Source organism: Faecalibacterium taiwanense, from assembly GCF_036632915.2.
GTDB lineage: Bacteria > Bacillota > Clostridia > Oscillospirales > Ruminococcaceae > Faecalibacterium > Faecalibacterium taiwanense.
Map to the genome: position 1 here is coordinate 1807286 of NZ_CP155552.1, position 22600 is coordinate 1829885.

Consider the following 22600-nt stretch of genomic DNA (forward strand, 5'->3'; position numbering starts at 1 on the left):
TTCCCTACCGAAGCGTGGCGACATGAGATATTATACTCAGATACAGCAGTTTTGTCAACAGATTTTTACAATTTTCTTTGCTTTTTTCGTAAAAAGTCTGATTTTTGCGAAAGTACGCGCTTTATTTATTTTGCTCTTTTTCTTGCAGGAGCTTGTCTTTTTCCAAAAGCGGTTTCAGATACTGGCCGGTAAAGCTGCCCGGCACCTCTGCCACCTGTTCCGGCGTGCCTTCGGCCACGATCTCGCCGCCTGCGCTGCCGCCTTCAGGGCCAAGGTCAATGATATGGTCGGCGCACTTGATAAGATCCAGATTGTGCTCGATGACAATAACCGTGTTGCCCGCATCTACCAGCTTCTGCAGCACCTCGATCAGGCGGTGCACATCTGCAATATGCAGGCCGGTAGTAGGCTCGTCCAGAATATACACGGTCTTGCCAGTGCTGCGGCGGGCCAACTCATTGGCCAGCTTCACGCGCTGTGCTTCGCCGCCGGAAAGGGTGGTGGCGCTCTGGCCCAGTGTTACATAACCAAGACCCACGTCCAACAGGGTCTGCAGTTTGCGGGCGATCTTGGGCTGGTTGGAAAAGAATACCACTGCTTCCTCCACGGTCATGTTCAGCACATCGGAGATGGTCTTTTCCTTATACTTCACTTCCAGCGTTTCGCGGTTGTAACGCGCCCCCTTGCATACCTCGCAGGGCACATACACATCCGGCAGGAAGTGCATCTCGATCTGCAGAATACCGTTGCCCTCACAGGCTTCGCAGCGGCCGCCCTTGACATTAAAACTGAAACGCCCCGGGCCGTAACCGCGCATTTTGGCATCCTGTGTCTGGGAGAATACCGTGCGGATATCATTGAACACACCGGTATAAGTGGCCGGATTGGAGCGCGGCGTACGGCCAATGGGCTGCTGGTCGATACCGATGACCTTATCCACAAATTCCAGCCCTTCTACCCCATCGCATTTGCCTGCGCGGGAACGCGCACCGTTCAGCTCGCAGGCAAGCGTCTTATACAGAATTTCGTTGATGAGGCTGGACTTGCCGGAGCCGGAAATGCCGGTAACGCAGATAAACTCTCCCAGCGGGAATTTCACATCGATATTGCGCAGGTTATTTTCCCGTGCACCCCGCACAGTAAGGTAATTGCCGTTGCCGGTGCGGCGGGTCTGCGGTACGGCAATGCGTTTGCGGCCGGAGAGATAATCGCCGGTGATGCTGCGCTTTGCCTTGCAGATGTCCTTCACGCTGCCAGCGGCTACGATCTCACCGCCATGCACGCCTGCGCCCGGGCCTACATCCACGATATAATCCGCGCTGCGCATGGTATCTTCATCATGCTCCACCACAATGACTGTGTTGCCGAGGTCGCGGAGATTTTTCAGGGTGGCAATGAGCTTGTCGTTATCGCGCTGATGCAAGCCGATGGACGGCTCGTCCAGCACATAGAGCACGCCGGAAAGCGCACTGCCGATTTGAGTGGTCAGGCGGATGCGCTGGCTCTCGCCGCCGGAAAGAGTGCCTGCTGAGCGGGCCAGCGTGAGATAATCCAGACCCACGCTCTGCAAAAACTGCAGGCGATTCCGGATCTCCTTCATGATCTGCCCGCCGATCTGCTTCTGCTTTTCGGTCAGGTTCGGTTCGTTCTCAGCAATGAATTTCAGCTCGTCCCGGATGGACATTTCGCAGAAATCGCTGATGTTCTTATCCCCGATGGTCACAGCCAGCACCACGGGTTTCAGGCGCTTGCCGTGGCAGTCCGGGCACTCCACGCCGGACATGAAGCTGCCGATTTCTTCCTTCATCCACTCGCTGTTGGTCTCGCGGAAGCGGCGCTCAAGGTTCTCCACGATGCCCTCGAAGGTATTATAGTACACACCGCTTCCGAACTCATTCGTGCGGTGCATCTCAATTTTTTCGCCATTGGTTCCGTACAGCAACGCATTGACAGCTTCGGTGCTCATCTCTTTGACGGGCGTATCCAGCGTAAATCCGTACTTTTTGCCAAGACCCAGATAATACATTTCGGATACAGACCCCTCGGCATAGTACCAGCCGCTGGCCTTGATGGCACCCTCACGGATGGAAAGGTTCCGGTTGGGCAAGATGCGTTCCTCGTCCACCCGCATAAAGGTGCCAAGGCCGGTACACTTTTCGCAGGCTCCCAGCGGGTTATTGAAGGAGAAGAGCCGCGGCGACAGGTCGCTGATGGAAATGCCGTGCTCCGGGCAGGCAAAGTTCTGGCTGAAGGTCATACAATCGCCGCCGATCACGTCCACTTCGGCGATGCCGCCGGTAAGCGCCAGCGCGGTTTCCAGCGAATCTGCCAGACGGCCCCGGATGCCCTTGCGCATGGCAAGGCGGTCCACCACGATCTCCACCGTATGCTTGATGTTCTTTTCCAGCTTGATTTCTTCGTCCAGATCATACAGGTTGCCGTCGATCTTCACACGAGCATAGCCACCGCGGCGGGCAGCATCCAGCTCTTTCTGCTGGGTGCCTTTGCGCTGGCGCACCACAGGAGCCAGCACCTGAAACTTCGCACCTTCGTCCAGTTTGAGTACCGCGTCCACCATTTCGTCCACGGTCTGCTGGCTGATCACCCGCCCGCACACCGGGCAGTGGGGCACGCCCACGCGGGCGTACAGAAGTCGCAGATAATCGTAGATCTCCGTCACGGTGCCCACGGTGGAACGCGGGTTGTGGCTGGTGGTTTTCTGGTCGATGGAAATTGCCGGTGACAGGCCGGTAATCTCGTCCACATCGGGCTTATCCATGCGGCCCAAAAACATGCGTGCGTAGCTGGAAAGGCTTTCCACATAGCGGCGCTGGCCGTCGGCATAGATGGTGTCGAACGCAAGGCTCGACTTGCCCGAACCGGAAAGGCCGGTCATGACGATCAGCTTTTCCCTCGGGAGGGTCAGGTTAACATTTTTCAGGTTGTGCTCGCGGGCACCTTTGATGACGATCTTATCGTTTGCCAAGGTATTTTCTCCCTTTTCGTTGTGTCTGTGAATGATTCTGTTTGCGCTCCGTTTCTGCCGCAGAGTCCACCGTCGGGTTCTCGCCCCGGCGCAGTCGGTCGATCTGGTCACGCAGGAAGGCCGCGTGTTCAAACTCCAGCAGCTTCGCCGCTTCCTTCATCTCACGGGTCAGGCGCTCGATGGCGGCCTCCCGCTCCATCCTGCCCATGCGGCGAGTGTTCAGCTTAGCGTTCTCCGCTTTATCGCTGATCTCGATGCTGTCTGCAATGGCCTTGACGATGGTTTTTGGCACGATGCCATGTTCTTTATTGTAGGCCATCTGGATGGCGCGGCGGCGCTCGGTCTCGGTGATGGCGCGGTCCATGCTGTCGGTGACGACATCCGCGTACATGATGACAAGGCCCTCGGCATTGCGGGCCGCGCGGCCAATGGTCTGGATCAGGCTGGTCTCGCTGCGCAGGAAGCCCTCTTTATCCGCATCCAGAATGGCCACAAGGCTCACCTCAGGCAGGTCAAGACCCTCGCGCAGCAGGTTAATGCCCACCACAACATCAATGGAGCCAAGGCGCAGGTCCTTGATGATCTCCATGCGCTCAAAGGTATCCACCTCGTGGTGCATATACTTGACCTTGATGCCCTGTTCGGTAAGGTAGTCGGTCAGGTCTTCGGCCATTTTCTTGGTCAGCGTGGTCACGAGAACGCGCTCGTGCCGCTGGATACGGGTATTGATCTCGCCCAACAGATCCACCACCTGCCCTTCCACCGGGCGCACCGAAATGAGCGGGTCCAAAAGGCCGGTGGGCCGGATGACCTGCTGCGCCACCTGCGTGCTGTTCTGCCGCTCGTAGTCGCCGGGCGTAGCCGAAACGAAGATCATCTGGTTCAGCTTGGACTCCACTTCCTCGAACTTGAGCGGGCGGTTATCGAAGGCGGACGGCAGGCGGAAGCCGTACTCCACCAGCGTTTTTTTGCGGGCATAGTCGCCGCCGTACATGGCGCGCACCTGCGGCAGGGTAACATGGCTCTCGTCCACAAACAGCAGAAAATCATCCGGGAAATAATCCAGCAGAGTGGTGGGCATACTGCCCGGCGCACGGCCCGAAAGCACCGCCGAATAGTTCTCGATGCCTTTGCACATGCCCACCTCGTTGAGCATCTCAATGTCGTAATTGGTGCGCTGGGCAATGCGCTGCGCCTCGATCAGCTTGCCCTCGGCGGTGAACTGCTTCACCTGTGCGTCGCACTCGGCGCGGATCTTTTCCAGTGCTGCGGCCTTCTTCTCGGCGCTGACGATATAGTGGCTGGCCGGGAAGATGGCTACATGCTTGACTACATTCTGTTTGGCCCCGGTGAGAGGGTTGAACTCCGTAATGCGGTCGATCTCGTCCCCAAAAAATTCCACACGGATGGCAAGCTCGCTCATATAGGCAAGGTAGATGTCCACGATATCGCCGTGCACACGGAACTTGTTGCGCACAAAATTCACGTCGTTGCGCTCATATTGCAGAGTGACCAGCTTCTGGCACAGCTCGTCCCGCTCCATCTGCATGCCGGGGCGCAGGCTGATGACCATGCTGCGGTAGTCGATGGGGTCGCCCAGCGAGTAGATGCAGGAAACCGATGCTACAATGATCACATCCCGCCGCTCCGAAAGCGCCGCCGTGGCCGAATGGCGCAGGCGGTCGATCTCGTCGTTGATGGCGCTGTCCTTTTCAATATAGGTATCCGTGCTGGGGATATAGGCTTCCGGCTGGTAGTAATCGTAGTAGGAGACGAAATACTCCACCGCGTTGTTGGGGAAAAACGACCGGAACTCGGTGCACAGCTGGGCCGCCAGCGTTTTGTTGTGGGCCAGAACCAGCGTGGGCCGGTTGCATTTTGCAATAACATTTGCCATGGTAAAGGTCTTGCCGCTGCCGGTAACACCCAGCAGGGTCTGGCAACGGTCGCCCCGCTCCACGCCTTTCACCAGTGTTTCAATGGCCTGCGGCTGGTCGCCGGTGGGCTGGTAAGAGGATACCAGTTCAAATTTTTCGTCTGCCATCTTCCCTCTCCTCTCCGGCCCTCGCGCAAAGAACCACAATCAGTTGTATTTTACGGTTTGATTATAGCACACCAGTTTTATAATGTAAACACTTTTTTGTTGTTTCACGGATCAAGGCCAGAAAAGCGTACCTGTTTTAAAGTCATAGATCGGCAGGCGGTTTGCGTCCCGCATGGAGAAATACTCCGTATCGGTCAGGATGAAGTGATCCAGCAGATGGATGTTCACAAGGCCCAATGCCCGGGCAATATTGCCAGTGGCCTCCAGATCCTCCATGGAGGGCAAGGCCGCACCGTTGGGGTGGTTGTGGCTGAGCACCACCGTGTCGGTGCCGCCCTTGATGGCCGCAGACACCACATCCTTGATGTCCAGACTTACCCGGTCGGTGGTGCCTTCCCGCAGCCAGACCGCCGCGCGCACCCGCTTACGGCTGTCCAGACTGACCAGCATTGCACGCTCGTAATCCGACCACGCAAACTTCGCCATCAGATAGCTGCCCATCTGCTCCGTAGTTCTGATGCAGCGGGTGGTGCTGGTACGGCTGCGGCCATAGTAGCGGCTAATCTCCGGCAGCAGATGCAGCATCCGGGCTGTGGCCGGGCCTACGCCCTCCACAGTGCACAGCTCTTCCTCGCTGGCTTCCAGCACAGCGGCAAAATCGCCAAAGCGGTCGATCAGGTCGTGAGCGATGCCGTTGGTGTCCTTCTGGGCGTTGGTGAGGTACAGCACATATTCCAGCGCTTCGTGCTCGGCCAGACTGTCCAGACCGTAGTTCTGCACCCGTTCGCGCATCCGCTGGCGGTGTCCCTGATGCCGTTTGTGTTCTGCCATTGCGGTACTCTCCTTCTGATTCATTCCTTATAATAGTACCCATTTTGCGCCCGGAACTCAAGGCTTTGCGGTAAAATAGTTTTGATCCGGGGCGTTTCCGCGTTGACTTGCAGCCAAGGCTGTATTACTATAAAGGTATCTCTTGAAAATTGAGGAACATTTATGAAACAATATACCGCAACCGCCAACGACGACGGCGTTCGTCTTTCCCGCTTTGTGCAGAGCGTGACCCGCGATTTTCCCACCAGCCTTTTGTACAAGAGCTTCCGCAATAAGCGCGTGAAGGTAAACGGAAAAAAGGCCGTGCCGGAGTACCGCATTCAGGCAGGCGACCTGATCGAGCTGTACATCAACGACGAGTTTTTCCCGCCGGAAGGCGCAAAAACCGTGCAGAAAGCCGCGCCGAAAAAAAGCAGAATCAGCCCAAGGTCAATGTCATTTATGAGGACGAAAACATTGCTGTGCTGTACAAACCCACCCACCTTTTGTGCCATAGCGACCGCACCGGCGATGCAAACCTTGTGGACGCTTTTACCCAGTATCTGGCCGAAAAAGGCGAGTACGACCCCCACGGCGAGAACCGGTTCAAGCCCGGCATTTGCAACCGGCTGGACCGCGGCACCGAGGGCCTTGTGATCGCCGCCAAGAGCTACACCGCCCTGCGGGACATGAACGAGATCATCCGCACTGACCTACTCAAAAAGGAGTACTACACCATCACGGTGGGTATCCCGCAGTCCGGGCGGTTCACCGCATGGTGGGAGCACGACGAGAAGAACAACAAGGTAAGCATCCATGCACATCAGTCGCAGGACGAGCGCCGCAAGCAGATCATTACGGACGTGGACGTACTGCGCACCGCCGGGCCGTTCGCCCTGTGCAAGATCGGCCTTGTCACCGGCCGTACCCACCAGATCCGTGCACATCTGGCCTATCTGGGCCGTCCAGTTCTGGGCGACATCAAGTACGGCAACCGCAAGATGAACGAGCGCACCGGCACCAAAACGCAGGCCCTGTGCGCTGTGCGGGTCACTTTCCTTGATATTCCCGAGGAAAACACCCTGCATTATCTCTCCGGCAAGGTCGTCAAGCTGAAGGACCCGCAGATCATAAAGCAGTTCGATGCGCTGGATAAAAACAAGGCGGATGGAGAAAACGGCCATGCATAAAATCGACATGACCACGTGGCCGCGGGCAGAGCTGTTCCGGTTCTTTTCCGGAGTGTCGCAGCCATTTTACAGTGTCACCTTCCGGGTGGACGTGACGAATCTCCACGCCTACACCAAAGCCCGCGGCATTTCCTTTTATTATGCCCTCGGCTATCTCGTGACCGATGCCGTGAACAGCGTGGTGAATTTCCGCTATACCATCCGGAACGGCGAGGTCTGGCTTCTGGATAAGCGCATCCCCAGCCTGACCGACCTGAAGCCCGGCAGTGAGCAGTTCCACATCGTCACACTGCCCAAGACCGGCACGCTGGACGAGTTCTGCTGCGCCGCAAAAGCTAAGAGCGCTGCACAGCAGAGCTTTCTGGATCAGGACTGCGAGACGGACGCGCTGATCTACATTTCCACCACGCCGTGGTTTGATCTGACCAGCTGCACCAACGAGCGGGATTTTGACAAAGACGACGCCATCCCCCGCATCACATGGGGCAAGTATGTACCGGAAAACGGCCGCGAAACGCTGGGCATGAGCCTTGAGGTGAGCCACCGGTTCATCGATGGGTATCACCTGGGGCAGTTTTATCAAAAGCTTCAAAAAAGCATTGATGAATTGTAAAAAACGGCTGCTGTACTTTACCGTACAGCAGCCGTTTTTCTCTTTGTTCTTTACTTTTTGTCGGAGTCCTGCTCCGCCTTTTCCTGCGATTCCTGTTCACGGCGCAGCTCTTTGATGCGCTTTTTCTCGCTCTGGACATGGGGCCAAGGCCAGCTGAAGCCCTCATTTTCGCGGCACCATTTGACCAGCGGATAGAACGCGAAGGCCAGACCGAAGAGGTACAGCAGAGCGTACAGCAGGGCATCCAGCGTGATGAGCGCATCCAGCGCACCGATCACCGCCACCACGCAGCCTGCCTTCAAAAAGAACAGGCCGTTCTGGCGGCAGTATTCCTCAAAGTGCTCCGCTTTGACGGCACGGCGGCCCTGATCTCCCCAGACACGGGGATTTTTCATGACCGAATAGCCGTAGAATACCATCATCAGGCCAAGGGTGAGCTGAAAGCCAAAAAACATTTATGATACCTCTTAATCTTCAAACAGCGGCTTCATCAGGGGCAGGAAATCCAGCGTTGCAAAGTAATCGCGCGGCGTCTCGGCACGGCGGATCAGACGGTGGGTGCCATCCTCGCACAGCAGCACTTCGGCGCTGCGCAGCTTGCCGTTGTAGTTGTAGCCCATGGCAGAGCCGTGTGCACCGGTGTCGTGGATATAAACGATGTCGCCAATGTCGATCTTGGGCAGCATCCGGTCAATGGCAAACTTGTCGTTGTTCTCGCACAGACCGCCCACCACGTCGTACATATGGTCGCAAGGATCATTTTCCTTGCCCAGCACGGTGATGTGGTGGTAAGCGCCGTACATGGCCGGGCGCATCAGGTTGGCTGCGCAGGCATCCAGACCGATGTATTCCTTATAGATGTGCTTTTCGTGGATGGCAGTTGCCACCAGTGCGCCGTAGGGGCCGGTGGTAAAGCGGCCCATCTCAGTAAAGATGGCCACATCGCCCATGCCTGCGGGCACCAGAATTTCCTCAAACTTCTTGCGCACACCCTCGCCGATGGCCATGATATCGTTCTCGGTCTGCTCCGGGCGGTACGGGATGCCCACACCGCCGGACAGGTTGATATAACCGATGTGCACACCGGTGGCCTTCTGCACCCGGACAGCCAGCTGGAACAGGATACCTGCCAGCTCCGGGTAATACTCATCGGAAATGGTATTGGAAGCAAGGAAAGCGTGGATGCCGAAGTTCTTGGCACCCTTGGCGGCCAGCTTCTTGTAGCTTTCGATCATCTGCTCCTCGGTCATGCCGTACTTGGCATCGCCGGGCTTGTCCATGACCTGAAAGCCCTCTTCGCTCTCGCCCAGACTGAAGGTGCCGCCCGGGTTATAGCGGCAGAAGATGTTCTCCGGCACACCGGCGACACGCTCCAGAAATTCCACCATGGTGGCATCGTCCAGATTGATGTAGGAGCCCAGCTCGTAGGCCTTCTTCATATCCTCCACAGGGGTCTGGTTGGAGGAGAACATGATGTCGCTGCCGGAGAAACCGCACACCTCGCTGAGCATCAGCTCAGTCAGGGACGAGCAGTCCACGCCGCAGCCCTCCTCCTTGAGGATCTGCAGGATGACAGGGTTTGGCAGAGCCTTGACGGCAAAATACTCCTTGAAGCCTTTGTTCCAGCTGAATGCCTTGTTGATGCGGCGGGCATTTTCACGGATGCCCTTCTCATCGTAGACATGGAACGGCGTGGGCACATCCTGAATGATCTCCTGTGCCATCGCCTCGGTCAGAAACGGTTTCTTTTCCATAGTAACATCCCTCTCATTTTATATGCACGCGGCCGATCGCCGCAGTGACATCAGTAGAAACTCCTTTCGTCATCGCTGATGCGATGCCACCCATTCTCCTTTTTGTCGCTGGCGCGACATCTGTTTTTCTCTTTGTCACCTGTGGTGACATTTCTCCCCGGCGCAGGGAGAATCTGTCCCGGCCGGGGGAAGTCTTTCTCAAAGAGGGAGGCTTTGCCGCACGGACAAGCTCCCTCTTTGAGGGGGCTGTCTGCGCAGCAGACTGGGGGAGTTTACAGCTTCAGATTCTGGCGGGTGGGGGTGAAGGTCGGGATCATCTTTGCCAGCTGCTGCACCACACCCTCGTCGTTGTGCTCTGCCGCAGCGGCAAGCTCCTGCAGCTGCCCGTAGAACTCGGCCAGATCGATGCTGCGCGGCGAAGCCACAAAAATTTTATTGTGCTGGGTGCGGCGCATCTTATCCTGCTCCTCGTCCATCATCAGCTCTTCGTAGAGCTTCTCGCCCGGACGCAGACCCACGATCTTGATCTCCATATTCACGCCCGGCTCATAGCCGTAAAAGCGGATGAGCTGCTTGGCAAGATCCATGATCTTGACCGGCTCGCCCATGTCCAACACATAGATATTGCCGCTTTCGGCCAGCGCACCAGCCTGCAGCACCAGCTGGGCCGCTTCCGGAATGGTCATAAAGTAGCGCTCAATGTTGGGGTCCGTCAGGGTGACAGGCCCGCCTTTTTTGATCTGGGCCTCAAACAGCGGAATGACGCTGCCGTGGCTGCCCAGCACATTGCCAAAACGCACAGCCACACACTTCATATCCGTGTTGCCCGCAAAGGTCTGGATGAGCATTTCGCAGATGCGCTTGGTACAGCCCATCACACTGGTGGGGTTCACAGCCTTATCGGTGGAAAGCTGCACGAACCGCTCCACGTCGTGTTCGCTGGCGCTCACCAGCAGATTTTTGGTGCCCAGAACATTGTTCTTGACCGCTTCTGCAGGGCTGACCTCCATCAGCGGCACATGCTTGTGTGCTGCCGCATGGAACACCACAGTGGGATGATATGTTTCAAAAACCTCATCCAGACGCTTTTTATCGCGGATGGAGCCAATGAGCACCGTTACCGGAATATCCCGGCCGTACTTCTGCTGCAGCTCCATCAAAAGCTCATAGGCGCAGTTCTCGTAGATATCAAAAATAAGCAGCTTGCCGGGCTTGAAGCGCATCACCTGACGGCACAGTTCGCTGCCTATGGAGCCGCCGCCGCCCGTGACCAGAACGGTCTTGCCGGTGAGGTAGCCGGAGATCTGATCGGTATCCAGCGTCACTTCCTCACGGGAAAGGAAATCCGCCGGGTTCAACTCGCGGAAGGCTCCCTGCTGCGGTGTACCGCTGCCCACCAGCTGCGGGTCACTGAGCAGCTGCACCGCACAATGGGTGCTGACGCACAGATCGATGACATGGTTCAGCTTGCTGCCCTTCAGGGTAGGAATGGCGATGATGATGCTGTGGATGCCGTAGCGCTTGCACAGGTCCGGGATATCCTCCAGCGTGCCCTTCACCGGCACCCCGTGGATGGTCTGGTTGAGTTTTGTGGGATCATCGTCCACCGCCACCACCGCGTGACCATATTCCTTATTGGATTTGCACACGTTGATGGCCCATGCACCGGCTTCGCCTGCACCTACGATCATCACCGGGCGGTTGGGGTCCTTGCTGGCAGCGCCGCGCAGCTTTTCGCCCAGCGGGTGGTTCAGGAACAGCCGCCATGCCAGACGGCTGCCGCCCACCAGCAGGAAGATGAGCACCGCCGCCATACAGTTGGCGGAGTTGAACAGCACGCCGTGGATGCACAGACGGTTGACACAGTAGACGACAACGGTAGGCACAGCCACCGTTCCCGCCAGACGCATCAGGTCGCGTTCACCGGCATACTTCCACAGTACGGAGTACAGCCCGCTGAACAGAAAGCTGGCAATGTACACCGCCACGATCCATGGCAGATTTTCGTACAGAAGCTCACGGTTATGCGGCCACCAGGCAGCTTCCACTGCTCCGTCTGCCCGCAGCAGAAGCGCAAAATAAAAGCTGAATGCAACAATGGCTGCATCCAGCAGCACAAGCAGCGCCCGGCGCGCAAGCACCTGCGGCGTGTTCTTTTTATCTTTCACAAAAAAGTCCTCTTTTTGCACACGGCGTAAAACGCCGCTGTTTTTGCCGGAAGGAGCTTCCGGCGTTCTGTCCTGCCCGGCGCACCGGACAGTCCTATCTTTATATTATACTCAGAACACTGCAGAATGTCCAGAAAATTTGAATCCGCTGCCAAACTCTCTCTATTTTTTCGGTCTGCCGGGCCGGTGCGCAGCCCAGAGCGCGGCTGCTTCCTCTCCAAGGCCCAGCGGCCATGCCGCCAGCAGGAACACTCCTGTGGTAGCGCAGCCGCCTATGCCCAACGCGGCCAGCTGCAAAGGCAGCCGAGCCGCAAACCCATCCGCAAGCAGCTTCCGCAGCGCCATACCAGCCGCCGCAGCCAGCACAGCTGCCAGTGCCGGTGCACCCAGCCAGCGGCGGAATGCATGCTGCGTGCCGCTGGAAAACAGCAGATGCCCGGTGTTGGCCGCACAGGTGTACAGGCTGGAAAGCAGGATCACTGCCAAAAAGCCCTTCATGCCAAAGCGCGGCAGCAGCGCCACCACCCCGCCAATGCGCAGGATGGAATCCCACACGCTGTAGCGGAAGGCCGCCTTCTGCTCTCCTACCCCTTTCATGGCACCGTCCACCATGCTTTCCAGATACATCAGCGGCATGGCAGGAGCCAGCGTTTCCAGATAAAACCCGGCATCCGCACTTTGGTACAAAAGCTGTGCCAGCGGCCGTCCCCACACCCAGAACAGCACCCCTGCCAGCGCGGAAAAATAGCCGGTGAGCCGCAACATCCGGTCCAGAAGTGTTTTGAGCCGTTCGGTTTGGCCCAGAATGTGGGCCTGCGTGATCTCCGGCATCAGCAGCACCGAAAGACTGCCCAGCAGGCCAAATGGGAACGTAAGCAGCGGCAGAGCCATGCCTTTCAGTTCTCCGTACTGCTCCAGCGCGGCGGTGCGCCCGCCCGCGTTGATCAGATAGACCGCAAGGCAGGCGGGCACCAGCATGTTCTCCGCCGTGTGCAGGGCGCTTGCCAATACCCGCCCACCCTCCACCGGCCACAGGATCTCCCACAGACGGCGGGCAGGGTCTGCCGGGCGGACGGCTTTTTGCCCCGCAAAGGCACTGCGGGCATCCCGCCGGTAAAAGGCCAGCATGCACAGCGCCGACACCGCTTCGCTGACGGCGGTAGCTCCCAGCACCAGCATACAGCGCACGCCCACCGCAAGGCCCTCGGTGCGGGTAAGCGCCAGTGCCACCAGCGCGATGCGCACCGTCTGCTCCGTAAGCTGGCTGAACACATTGGGGGCCACATGCCGCCGGGCGATGAAAAAGCCCCGCAGGACCGACGAGACCGCCATCCATGGCATTCCCAGCGCTGAAACGCGCAAAGCACCGACGGCGCGGACATCGCCAAGCCACAACCGGGCCGCAAGATCCGCTGTCGCCAGCTGCAGTGCAGCGGCAAACATCCCCAGCACAAGTCCTGCCGCCAGCAGACGGCGCAGCATGCCGCGGGCTGCACCACGGGCGGAAGCCGGGCCGCTGAGTTCCTCGGCCATGAGCCGGGTAGCCGCCACCGAAACGCCCGCCGTTGCCAGCGTGACGAACAGTGAATACACCGCCAGCACCAGCTGGTAAAGGCCCATCCCCTCGCCGCCCAGCTCGTTTGCCAGCCAGATGCGCAGGCCCATGCCGGCCAGCCGCAGCACCACGTCTGAGCCGGTAAGCAGCGCTGCATTTTTCAAATAGCTCTGCCGCATGGCGCACCTCCTGCCGGAATGTTCCGGTTCCAGCATATGAAGCGGCGGAACAGGATATGCAAAAGCAGAGCGGCGCGGCGGGTTGTTTCCTGCGCGCTTTTATGGTATAGTAAAGGGGCGGCTTTTATATGGCCGTATTCTGTTTAAGGAGGAAGCACACGGCCAATGCCTCTGAGCCAGCCGTGCGCAAAAAGAGAATGAGCGAAGAATGTACTCATGACTGCTCCAGCTGTGGAGCAGCATGTTCTTCCCGCGATGCAGCGCCCAAGCACGATGCCCCCAACCCCAACAGCAGCGTCAAAAAAGTCATTGGCGTTGTGTCCGGCAAGGGCGGCGTTGGCAAGAGCATGACCAGCGCTCTGCTGGCCTGCGCCATGGCACGCCGTGGCTACCACTGCGGCATTCTGGATGCCGACATCACCGGCCCGTCCATTCCCAAGCTGTTCGGCATCCATGGCCGTGCCATGGCCGACGACAAGGGCTGCTGGCCCATCCAGAGCCGCATGGGCATCGATGTCATGAGCATCAACCTGCTGGTGGAAAACGAGGAGGATCCCGTTGTGTGGCGCGGCCCGGTGATCGCCGGTGCTGTCAAGCAGTTCTGGACCGATGTGGTCTGGAAGGACGTGGACTTTCTGTTCGTGGACATGCCTCCGGGAACCGGTGATGTGCCCCTGACCGTGTTCCAGAGCCTGCCAGTGGACGGCATTGTTGTGGTGGCAAGCCCGCAGGAGCTGGTGAGCATGATCGTTGCCAAGGCCGTGAACATGGCTGAGATGATGAAGGTGCCCATGCTGGGCATCGTGGAGAACATGAGCTACATCGTCTGTCCCGACTGCGGCAAGCACATCAATGTGTTCGGCGAGAGCCATGTGGATGAGGTGGCTGCAAAGCACGGCCTGCCCGTGCTGGCCAAGTGTCCCATCGATCCCCAGCTGGCTGCGCTTTCCGATGCCGGTATGATCGAGACCTACGGCGGCGAATATCTGGAAGGTGCCGCAGATGCCTGCGAAAAGCTGCTGAAGAAGTAAAAATCGTTTCTCTGCCCTGTGCCGTTTGCGTGGTGCAGGGCTTTTTGGTTGCAGAAAATATGGCTTTCTGCGCCTGCGAAATGCAGCAAAATGGAGAAAAGACGTTCTTTTCCGTATTTCTTTTGTTCTGCCAGCGCTTTAAAAAACAAGGTTCTGTGCCGTTTTTTTCTTTTATTTTTCGTTTTGTGAAGCGGTCTCAACTTTTCATCTGTTTTTTTGAAGCATTTTCTGCTTTCTCGCTATTGTCAAACCCACAGAAATGCTTTATAATAATAAAGCGGTCTGCAGCCATAAGCAGGCCGGTGTGTAAGAACGGAAATCCGGGATCGTCCCAAAGCGTTTTAGCAGCGCGTCCGCTGTGCGGCGGGCCGGGTGGTCTCGTCTTTTTCAAATTTTATAGAGTAATTGGGAAAAGGAGTATTCTACTATGCTGACAAATGAATACCTGAAGCGCGTTTACGAAGGTCTGGAAAAGCGCAATGCCAACGAGCCTGAGTTCCTGCAGGCTGTGCGTGAGGTTCTGGAGAGCATCCAGCCCGTTGTGGAGAAGCACCCTGAGTACGAGAAGGCCGCTCTGATCGAGCGTCTGGTCGAGCCGGAGCGCATCATCACCTTCCGTGTGCCTTGGGTTGACGATCAGGGCAAGGTTCAGGTGAACCGCGGCTACCGTGTGCAGTTCAACAGCGCCATCGGCCCCTACAAGGGCGGCCTGCGCTTCCATCCCTCTGTCAATCAGGGCATCCTGAAGTTCCTCGGCTTTGAGCAGACCTTCAAGAACAGCCTGACCACCCTGCCCATGGGCGGCGGCAAGGGCGGCTCTGACTTCGACCCCCACGGCAAGAGCGACATGGAAGTGATGCGCTTCTGCCAGAGCTTTATGACCGAGCTGTACCGCCACATCGGCCAGTTCGTGGACTGCCCCGCCGGTGATATCGGTGTCGGCGGCCGTGAGGTCGGCTATATGTTCGGCCAGTACAAGCGCCTGACCAACAGCTTCCAGGGCGGCATGCTCACCGGCAAGGGCCTGACCTTCGGCGGCTCTCTGGCCCGCACCGAGGCTACCGGCTACGGCCTGTGCTACTTCACTGCTGAGGCTCTGAAGTGCATGCGCAACGACAGCCTCCAGGGCAAGACCGTGGTCATCTCCGGTTCCGGCAACGTTGCGATCTACGCCTGCGAGAAGGCCACCCAGCTGGGTGCCAAGGTCGTTACCATGTCCGACTCCAACGGCTACGTCTACGATCCCAACGGCATTGATCTGGCCTACGTCAAGGATCTGAAGGAAGTGCGCCGCGGCCGCATCAAGGAGTACGCCGAGACCCACGAGGGTGTAACCTATGTTGCAGATTGCACCAAGGTCTGGACTGTCCCCTGCGACATCGCCCTGCCCTGCGCAACCCAGAACGAGATCAACAAGGAGTCCGCTGAGGCTCTGGTGAAGGGTGGCTGCACCGTCGTGTGCGAGGGTGCCAACATGCCCAGCACCCCGGAGGCCATCGAGGTCTACCTGTCCAACGGCATCCTGTACGGACCTGCAAAGGCTTCCAACGCAGGCGGCGTGGCCACCTCCGGTCTGGAGATGAGCCAGAACTCCGAGCGCCTGAGCTGGACCTTTGAAGAGGTCGATGCCAAGCTGAAGGGCATCATGGAGGGCATTTTCCATGCTTCCTACGATGCATCTGTGGCTGCCGGTTCCGAGGGCAACCTGATGGTCGGTGCAAACTGTGCCGGCTTCCTGAAGGTTGCTACCGCCATGATGGCACAGGGCATCACCTACTAAATTTCATAGCATTTTCAAAGGGCTGCGTCCGGTCGGGCGCGGCCCTTTTTTGGTATAACCCCGCCCCGCTCTGCCCACACTGGCAGTATCTTATGGCAGAAAGGGAGTTTTGTATGGACGAGCAGATGTTTTGTTTTCAGTGTGAGCAGGCGGCGGGCTGCACCGCCTGCACCGGCGCAGCGGGGGTGTGCGGCAAGTCGGCCGAGACAGCCGCCGCACAGGACCGGCTCACCGGGGCGCTCATCGCGTTTGCCGGGCAGCTCATCGCGGCGGGGCGCGGCCCGACCCCGGAACAGGCCCGGCTGCTGATGCAGGGGCTGTTCACCACCATTACCAACGTGAACTTTGACCCCGCCGCCGTGGACGCGCTGACCCGCCGGGTGCACGACGCCAGCCCCGGCACCGGCCCGGACTACGACATGCAGGCCCTCTGGCGGGAACCGGACGCCGACCGGCGCAGCCTGAAATGCTTTGTGCTGTTCAGCCTGCGGGGCATGGCCGCCTACAACTACCACGCCCGGGTGCTGGGCCGCATCGACCCGGAGCTGGACCGGTTCTTCTGTACCGCCCTGCAGGCCGTGGGCGACCCCGGCCAGACCACCGACGCCCTGTGGCAGCTGGTGCAGGCCACAGGAGAAGCCAGCTACCGCTGCATGGAGCTGCTGGACGCGGCCAACACCGGCGCGTTTGGCGATCCGGAACCGGTGCAGGTGCCCTTGACCATTGAAAAGGGGCCGTTCATCGTGATTTCCGGCCACGACCTCTACGACGCACAGCAGCTGCTGGAACAGACCGCAGGCCGGGGCGTCAACGTCTACACCCACTCGGAGATGCTGCCCGCCCACGGCTACCCGGAGCTGAAGCGCCGCTACCCCCACCTCAAGGGCAACTTTGGCACCGCATGGCAGAACCAGCAGCGGGAGTTCGAGGACATCCCCGCGCCCATCCTGTTCACCACCAACTGCATCATGCCCCTGCGCGCCAGCTACGCCGACCGGGTGTTCACCACCTCGGTGGTGGCTTACCCCGGCGTGCCCCACATCGACGAAGGGCGCGACTTTTCCCCGGTGATCGAAAAGGCGCTGGAGCTGGGCGGCTACGCGCAGGACACCCTGCTGCCCGGCCTGAACGGCGGCTCCACGGTGACCACCGGTTTTGCCCGCACCGCCGTGCTGCAGCACGCGGACGAGATCGTGCAGGCGGTGCGGGACGGTAAGCTGCGGCACTTCTTTCTGGTGGGCGGCTGCGACGGCACCCGGCCCAGCCGCCGCTACTACACCGAGTTTGCCCGCCTTACCCCGCCCGACACCATCCTGCTGACCCTGGCCTGCGGCAAGTTCCGCCTGAACGACCTGCCCCTTGGCACCGTGCCGGGCACCGGCCTGCCCCGCATCCTAGACGTGGGCCAGTGCAACGACGCCTACAGCGCCATCCGCATCGCATTGGCGCTGGCCGACGCCTTTGGCTGCGGCGTCAACGACCTGCCCCTCTCGCTGGTGCTGTGCTGGTTTGAGCAGAAGGCCGTGTGCATCCTCATCGCGCTGCTGGCGCTGGGCATCCGGAACATCCGGCTGGGGCCTACCCTGCCCCCGTTCCTCTCGCCGGTCGTTGTGGCTGCCCTGCAGCAAAAGTACGATTTAAAAGCCGTAACAACGCCGGAAAATGACCTGCAGGCCATTCTGGGCAGACATTGAGCCTGCACTGTTCTCACTATAGCTACAACTGACCGCCATACGCGGCGTTTCGCACAAGAAGTGGTGTAAAGCAGTTGTCATATTTGGTGCAGCTGTCACTTGAAGATTTTTCAGCGTTCAGTATAATAATAGTTACCGGAACAAAGGCGTTCTGCAAGGGTAAAGTATGCCCTTGCGGGGCGCTTTTTCTTTTTTGTCAAAATGCGGAGGGTGCCGCACCGGTGAGGATTTTAGATAAGGATGGGAAAGTCTATGGAAAACTTTACAGAGCAGAAAAACACCCTTGGTCTGTACGATCCACAGTTTGAGCACGATGCCTGCGGCATTGGCGCTGTGGTGGATATCAAGGGCCGCAAGAGCCATCAGACGGTGGACGATGCGCTGTCCATTGTGGAGCGGCTGGAGCACCGTGCCGGCAAGGATGCCGAGGGCAAGACCGGCGACGGTGTGGGCATTTTGCTGCAGATCAGCCACAAGTTCTTCTCCAAGGTGGCCGAAGAACTGAACATCAGCCTTGGCAACGAGCGTGAATATGGCGTGGGCATGTTCTTCTTCCCGCAGAGCGAGCATCTGCGTGCGCAGGCCATGAAGCTGTTCGAGGTGGTCACCCGCAAGGAAGGCCTCGAATTTCTGGCATGGCGCAAGGTTCCCGTGAACCCGGATGCCGTGGGCCAGAAAGCCCGCGACTGTATGCCTGCTATCTGGCAGTGCTTCATCAAAAAGCCCGCCAAGGTGAGCAAGGGCATCGATTTTGACCGCAAGCTGTACATTGTGCGCCGCGTGTTCGAGCAGGCCAGCAACGGCACTTATGTGCCCAGCCTGTCCAGCCGCACCATCGTGTACAAGGGCATGTTCCTTGTGCACGACCTGCGCCTGTTCTATACCGACCTGCAGGACGAGGATTATGAATCCGCTATCGGCATGGTGCACAGCCGCTTCTCCACCAACACCAACCCCAGCTGGATGCGCGCACACCCCAACCGCTTCATCCTGCACAACGGTGAGATCAACACCATCAAGGGCAACACGGATGCCATGCTGGCCCGTGAAGAGAGCATCTCCAGCTCCATCATGCAGGACGACATGAACAAGATCCTGCCCATCATCAACACTTCCGGCTCCGACTCCGCCATGCTGGATAACGCGCTGGAATTCATGGTGATGAACGGCATGGATCTGCCGCTGGCCGTGATGATCACCATTCCCGAGCCGTGGGAGAACAACAAGAACATCAGCCAGAAAAAGCGCGATTTCTACCAGTATTATGCCACCATGCTGGAGCCTTGGGATGGCCCCGCTGCCATCCTCTTCTCGGACGGCGACGTGATGGGCGCTGTGCTGGACCGCAACGGTCTGCGCCCCAGCCGCTATTACATCACCAAGGACGGCCGCATGATCCTGTCCTCCGAGGTGGGTGTGCTGGAATGCGAGCCGGATAATATTTTGGTCAAGGATCGTCTGCGCCCCGGCAAAATGCTGCTGGTGGACACCGTGAAGGGCGAAGTGGTGGACGACGAAAAGCTCAAGGAGTTCTACGCCAGCCGTGAGCCTTACGGCGAGTGGATCGACCGCAACCTTGTGGAGCTGGCCAGGCTGAAAATTCCCAACGTGAAGGTGGAAAGCTACACCGGCGATCAGCTCACCCGCCTGCAGAAGGTGTTCGGCTACAAGTATGAGGATGTGAACACCATGATCCTCTCCATGGCACGGGCAGGCGCAGAGCCTTCCGGCGCTATGGGCACCGACACCCCGCTTGCTGTGCTGAGCAACCAGCATCCGCCGCTGTTCAATTACTTCAAGCAGCGCTTTGCGCAGGTCACCAACCCGCCCATTGATGCCATCCGCGAAAAGGTGGTCACTTCCACCAGCGTGTATATTGGCGCACACGGCAACCTGCTGGAAGACAAGCCCGAGAACTGCAAGGTGCTCAAGGTGCACAACCCCATCCTGACCAGCACCGACCTGCTCAAGATCAAATACATGAACGTGCCCGGCTTCAAGGTAGCCACGGTGTCCATCAACTACTATAAGAACACCAGTCTGGAAAAGGCCATCGACCGTGTATTTCTGGAGGTCGACCGCGCCTACAAGGATGGTGCAAACATCATCATCCTTTCTGACCGCGATGTGGATGAATACCACGTGACCATTCCCAGCCTGCTGGCAGTTTCCGCGGTTTCGCAGTACCTGATCCGCACCAAGAAGAGCACCGCACTGGCCCTGATCCTGGAAAGTGCAGAGCCGCGCGAGGTGCACCACTTTGCCGCTCTGCTGGGCTACGGTGCCTGCGCCATCAATCCCTATCTGGCACATGAGACCATCGGCCAGCTCATCGACGAAGGCCTGCTGGACAAAGATTACTATGCAGCCGTGGAGGACTACGACAACGCCATCCTCAGCGGCATTGTGAAGATTGCCTCCAAGATGGGCATTTCCACCATCCAGAGCTACCAGAGCAGCCAGATCTTTGAGGCTGTGGGCATCTCCAAGGATGTCATCGACAAATACTTCACCGGCACGGTGAGCCGTGTGGGCGGCATTACCCTTTCGGACATTCAGGCCGATGTGGAAGCCCAGCACAACGCAGCCTTCGACCCGCTGGGTCTGGACATCAACATGGAGCTGGCCGACAGCGGCGCACACAAGTTCCGCAGCGGCAAGGAAGAACACCTGTTCAACCCCCAGACCATCCACCTGTTCCAGAAAGCCTGCTGGACGAACGACTACTCGGCTTTCAAGCAGTTCACCAGCACCGTGGACAATATGGGTGCTGACGGCGTGCATCTGCGCAGCCTGCTGGACTTCAACTATGCTCCTGACGGCGGCATCCCGCTGGAAGAGGTGGAGCCGGTAAGCTCCATCGTCAAGCGGTTCAAGGGCGCAGCCATGAGCTACGGTGCCCTGAGCAGTGAAGCCCATGAAACCATTGCCATCGCCCTGAACCGTCTGGGCGGCCGCAGCAACACCGGCGAGGGCGGCGAACCCGAAGAGCGCTACCACAGCGAGAGCAATTCCAAGATCAAGCAGGTGGCTTCCGCACGCTTTGGTGTAACGAGCAAATACCTCGTTTCTGCGGAAGAGATCCAGATCAAGCTGGCACAGGGCGCAAAGCCCGGTGAGGGCGGCAATCTGCCCGGTGCCAAGGTATATCCGTGGATTGCAAAGACCCGCCACAGCACCACCGGTGTGGGCCTGATCTCTCCCCCGCCGCACCACGATATCTACTCCATCGAGGACCTTGCAGAGCTGATCTACGACCTGAAGAACGCCAACCGCAGCGCCAACATCAATGTCAAGCTGGTCAGTGAGGCCGGCGTTGGCACCATTGCGGCCGGTGTTGCCAAGGGCGGCGCACAGGTCATTCTGGTGTCCGGCTACGACGGCGGCACCGGTGCAGCACCGCGTACTTCCATCAAGCACGCTGGCCTGCCGTGGGAGCTGGGCATCGCCGAGACCCATCAGACCCTGATCCTGAACGGCCTGCGCACCCGCGTGCGCATCGAGAGCGACTCCAAGCTGCTCTCCGGCCGCGATGTTGCCATCAGCTGTATGCTGGGCGCAGAGGAGTTCGGCTTCGGCACTACCCTGCTGATGGCCGAGGGCTGCGTGATGATGCGTGTGTGCAATCTGGATACCTGCCCCATGGGCATCTGCACCCAGAACCCGGAGCTGCGCAAGAACTTCAAGGGCAAGCCGGAATACATCATCAACTACCTCACCTTTGTGGCCGAGGAGCTGCGCGAGTACATGGCAAAGCTGGGCGTGCGCACCATCGATGAACTGGTGGGCCGCACCGACCTGCTCAAGGTCAAGCCTGCCGCACCCGGCAGCCGCGCTTCCAAGATGGATCTCGACTGCATCCTGCACAACCCTGCCATCGAGAACAGCAATGTTCACTTCGTGAAGGAGGACACCTACGACTTCCATCTGGAAAACACCCTCGATATGAAGGTGCTGATGAAGAAGTTCAAGCTCAGCAGCAAGAATGCCCAGAGCGTGACGCTGGATGTCTCCAACACCGACCGCGCCTTTGGTGCCATCTTTGGCAGCGAGATCACCCGCAAATACGGCAACAGCCTGCCGGATGATGTTTACACCGCCCACTGTGTGGGTGCAGGCGGCCAGAGCTTTGGTGCCTTCATCCCCAACGGCCTGACGCTGGACCTTGTGGGCGACTGCAACGACTACATGGGCAAGGGCCTGTCCGGCGGCAAGATCGTCGTGCGCCCGCCCAAGGGCATCACGTTCAAGCCCGAGGAGAACATTATCACCGGCAACGTGGCCCTGTATGGTGCTACCAGCGGCAAGGCGTTCATTTCCGGCGTGGCCGGTGAGCGCTTCGCCGTGCGCAACAGCGGTGCCACCGCCGTTGTGGAGGGCGTTGGCGACCACGGCTGCGAGTACATGACCGGCGGCACGGTGGTGGTTCTGGGCCAGACCGGCAAGAACTTTGCAGCCGGTATGACCGGCGGCATCGCCTACGTGCTGGACGAGAACTGGGACTTCTACCAGCGCGTGAACAAGGAGACCGTCAGCCTGGAGCCTGTGGAGCACAAGTACGATGTTGCCACCCTGAAAGAGCTGATCCGCGAACATGTGGAGGCCACCGGCTCTCCCCGCGGCAAAGAGATCCTTGACAACTTCAGCGAATTCCTGCCCAAGTTCAAGAAAGTTCTGCCCTACGATTATGACCGTATGCTGCGTGTGATCGCATCCGTTGAGGAGCGCGGTCTGGACGGCGAGCAGGCACAGATCGAAGCATTCTACACGGTGCAGAAAAAGAAGTAAGGAGGGCA

At 58.7% G+C, this 22600-nt stretch carries 13 protein-coding genes; 6 read left to right on the forward strand and 7 right to left on the reverse strand.

Going from position 1 to position 22600, the window contains the following annotated elements:
- Window positions 1–121 precede the first annotated feature (121 nt).
- From uvrA to PXT33_RS09100, 3 genes are all read right to left on the reverse strand, one after another.
- On the reverse strand, window positions 122–2986 hold the full coding sequence (gene uvrA, locus PXT33_RS09090) for an excinuclease ABC subunit UvrA (RefSeq protein ID WP_347070298.1): 2865 nt from the start codon (window positions 2984–2986) through the stop codon (window positions 122–124).
- Window positions 2973–5030, reverse strand: a complete 2058-nt coding sequence (gene uvrB / locus PXT33_RS09095) for an excinuclease ABC subunit UvrB (protein ID WP_097782207.1) — start codon at window positions 5028–5030, stop codon at window positions 2973–2975. Before uvrB ends, uvrA begins: the two co-directional genes overlap by 14 nt.
- Before the next feature lie 111 nt (window positions 5031–5141).
- Window positions 5142–5861, reverse strand: a complete 720-nt coding sequence (locus PXT33_RS09100) for a RadC family protein (RefSeq protein WP_044953632.1) — start codon at window positions 5859–5861, stop codon at window positions 5142–5144.
- A 461-nt stretch (window positions 5862–6322) separates the two neighbouring features.
- Between PXT33_RS09100 and PXT33_RS09105 the strand changes: the two genes are divergently transcribed.
- Entirely contained in the window at window positions 6323–7030 is a 708-nt protein-coding gene (locus PXT33_RS09105; RefSeq protein WP_347070299.1) for an RNA pseudouridine synthase, read from the forward strand.
- Window positions 7023–7643, forward strand: a complete 621-nt coding sequence (locus tag PXT33_RS09110) for a CatA-like O-acetyltransferase (RefSeq protein WP_332376383.1) — start codon at window positions 7023–7025, stop codon at window positions 7641–7643. Before PXT33_RS09105 ends, PXT33_RS09110 begins: the two co-directional genes overlap by 8 nt.
- A 50-nt stretch (window positions 7644–7693) precedes the next feature.
- Here the strand turns inward: PXT33_RS09110 and PXT33_RS09115 are convergent, their stop codons facing one another.
- The 4 genes from PXT33_RS09115 to PXT33_RS09130 all read right to left on the reverse strand — a co-directional run bounded on the left by PXT33_RS09115 (window position 7694) and on the right by PXT33_RS09130 (window position 13299).
- The gene (locus tag PXT33_RS09115; protein ID WP_097775441.1) at window positions 7694–8098 is read right to left on the reverse strand and encodes a hypothetical protein; all 405 of its coding nucleotides are present in this window, start codon (window positions 8096–8098) and stop codon (window positions 7694–7696) included.
- A 12-nt stretch (window positions 8099–8110) separates the two neighbouring features.
- Entirely contained in the window at window positions 8111–9397 is a 1287-nt protein-coding gene (locus PXT33_RS09120; protein ID WP_332376385.1) for a diaminopimelate decarboxylase, read from the reverse strand.
- A gap of 272 nt (window positions 9398–9669) precedes the next feature.
- A complete protein-coding gene (locus PXT33_RS09125; protein ID WP_097782240.1) occupies window positions 9670–11565 on the reverse strand; it encodes a nucleoside-diphosphate sugar epimerase/dehydratase in 1896 nt (631 codons plus the stop codon).
- Between the two features lie 162 nt (window positions 11566–11727).
- Window positions 11728–13299: an oligosaccharide flippase family protein gene (locus PXT33_RS09130; RefSeq protein ID WP_332376386.1), complete on the reverse strand. Its 1572-nt coding sequence runs from the start codon at window positions 13297–13299 to the stop codon at window positions 11728–11730.
- 197 nt (window positions 13300–13496) lie between these two features.
- Here PXT33_RS09130 and PXT33_RS09135 point away from each other — a divergent pair, with 197 nt between their 5' ends.
- The 4 genes from PXT33_RS09135 to gltB all read left to right on the forward strand — a co-directional run bounded on the left by PXT33_RS09135 (window position 13497) and on the right by gltB (window position 22592).
- Window positions 13497–14330 carry an Mrp/NBP35 family ATP-binding protein gene (locus PXT33_RS09135; protein WP_044953699.1) on the forward strand — a complete coding sequence of 278 codons (834 nt, stop codon included), beginning with the start codon at window positions 13497–13499 and terminating at the stop codon, window positions 14328–14330.
- A 427-nt stretch (window positions 14331–14757) separates the two neighbouring features.
- A complete protein-coding gene (gene gdhA, locus PXT33_RS09140; RefSeq protein ID WP_120081501.1) occupies window positions 14758–16110 on the forward strand; it encodes an NADP-specific glutamate dehydrogenase in 1353 nt (450 codons plus the stop codon).
- A 113-nt stretch (window positions 16111–16223) separates the two neighbouring features.
- Window positions 16224–17804 carry a hydroxylamine reductase gene (gene hcp, locus PXT33_RS09145; RefSeq protein WP_097782211.1) on the forward strand — a complete coding sequence of 527 codons (1581 nt, stop codon included), beginning with the start codon at window positions 16224–16226 and terminating at the stop codon, window positions 17802–17804.
- A 252-nt stretch (window positions 17805–18056) separates the two neighbouring features.
- Window positions 18057–22592, forward strand: coding sequence for a glutamate synthase large subunit (gltB, locus tag PXT33_RS09150; RefSeq protein WP_332376387.1), 4536 nt, complete (start codon window positions 18057–18059; stop codon window positions 22590–22592).
- The last annotated feature ends 8 nt before the right edge of the window (window positions 22593–22600 follow it).

Coding starts and splice junctions, on each gene's coding strand:
- gdhA (WP_120081501.1), top strand. CDS start 14,758: ATGCTGACAAATGAATACCTGAAGCGCGTTTACGAAGGTCTGGAAAAG.
- PXT33_RS09135 (WP_044953699.1), top strand. CDS start 13,497: ATGAGCGAAGAATGTACTCATGACTGCTCCAGCTGTGGAGCAGCATGT.
- PXT33_RS09115 (WP_097775441.1), bottom strand. CDS start 8,098: ATGTTTTTTGGCTTTCAGCTCACCCTTGGCCTGATGATGGTATTCTAC.
- PXT33_RS09130 (WP_332376386.1), bottom strand. CDS start 13,299: ATGCGGCAGAGCTATTTGAAAAATGCAGCGCTGCTTACCGGCTCAGAC.
- PXT33_RS09120 (WP_332376385.1), bottom strand. CDS start 9,397: ATGGAAAAGAAACCGTTTCTGACCGAGGCGATGGCACAGGAGATCATT.
- PXT33_RS09110 (WP_332376383.1), top strand. CDS start 7,023: ATGCATAAAATCGACATGACCACGTGGCCGCGGGCAGAGCTGTTCCGG.
- uvrB (WP_097782207.1), bottom strand. CDS start 5,030: ATGGCAGACGAAAAATTTGAACTGGTATCCTCTTACCAGCCCACCGGC.
- hcp (WP_097782211.1), top strand. CDS start 16,224: ATGGACGAGCAGATGTTTTGTTTTCAGTGTGAGCAGGCGGCGGGCTGC.
- PXT33_RS09100 (WP_044953632.1), bottom strand. CDS start 5,861: ATGGCAGAACACAAACGGCATCAGGGACACCGCCAGCGGATGCGCGAA.
- gltB (WP_332376387.1), top strand. CDS start 18,057: ATGGAAAACTTTACAGAGCAGAAAAACACCCTTGGTCTGTACGATCCA.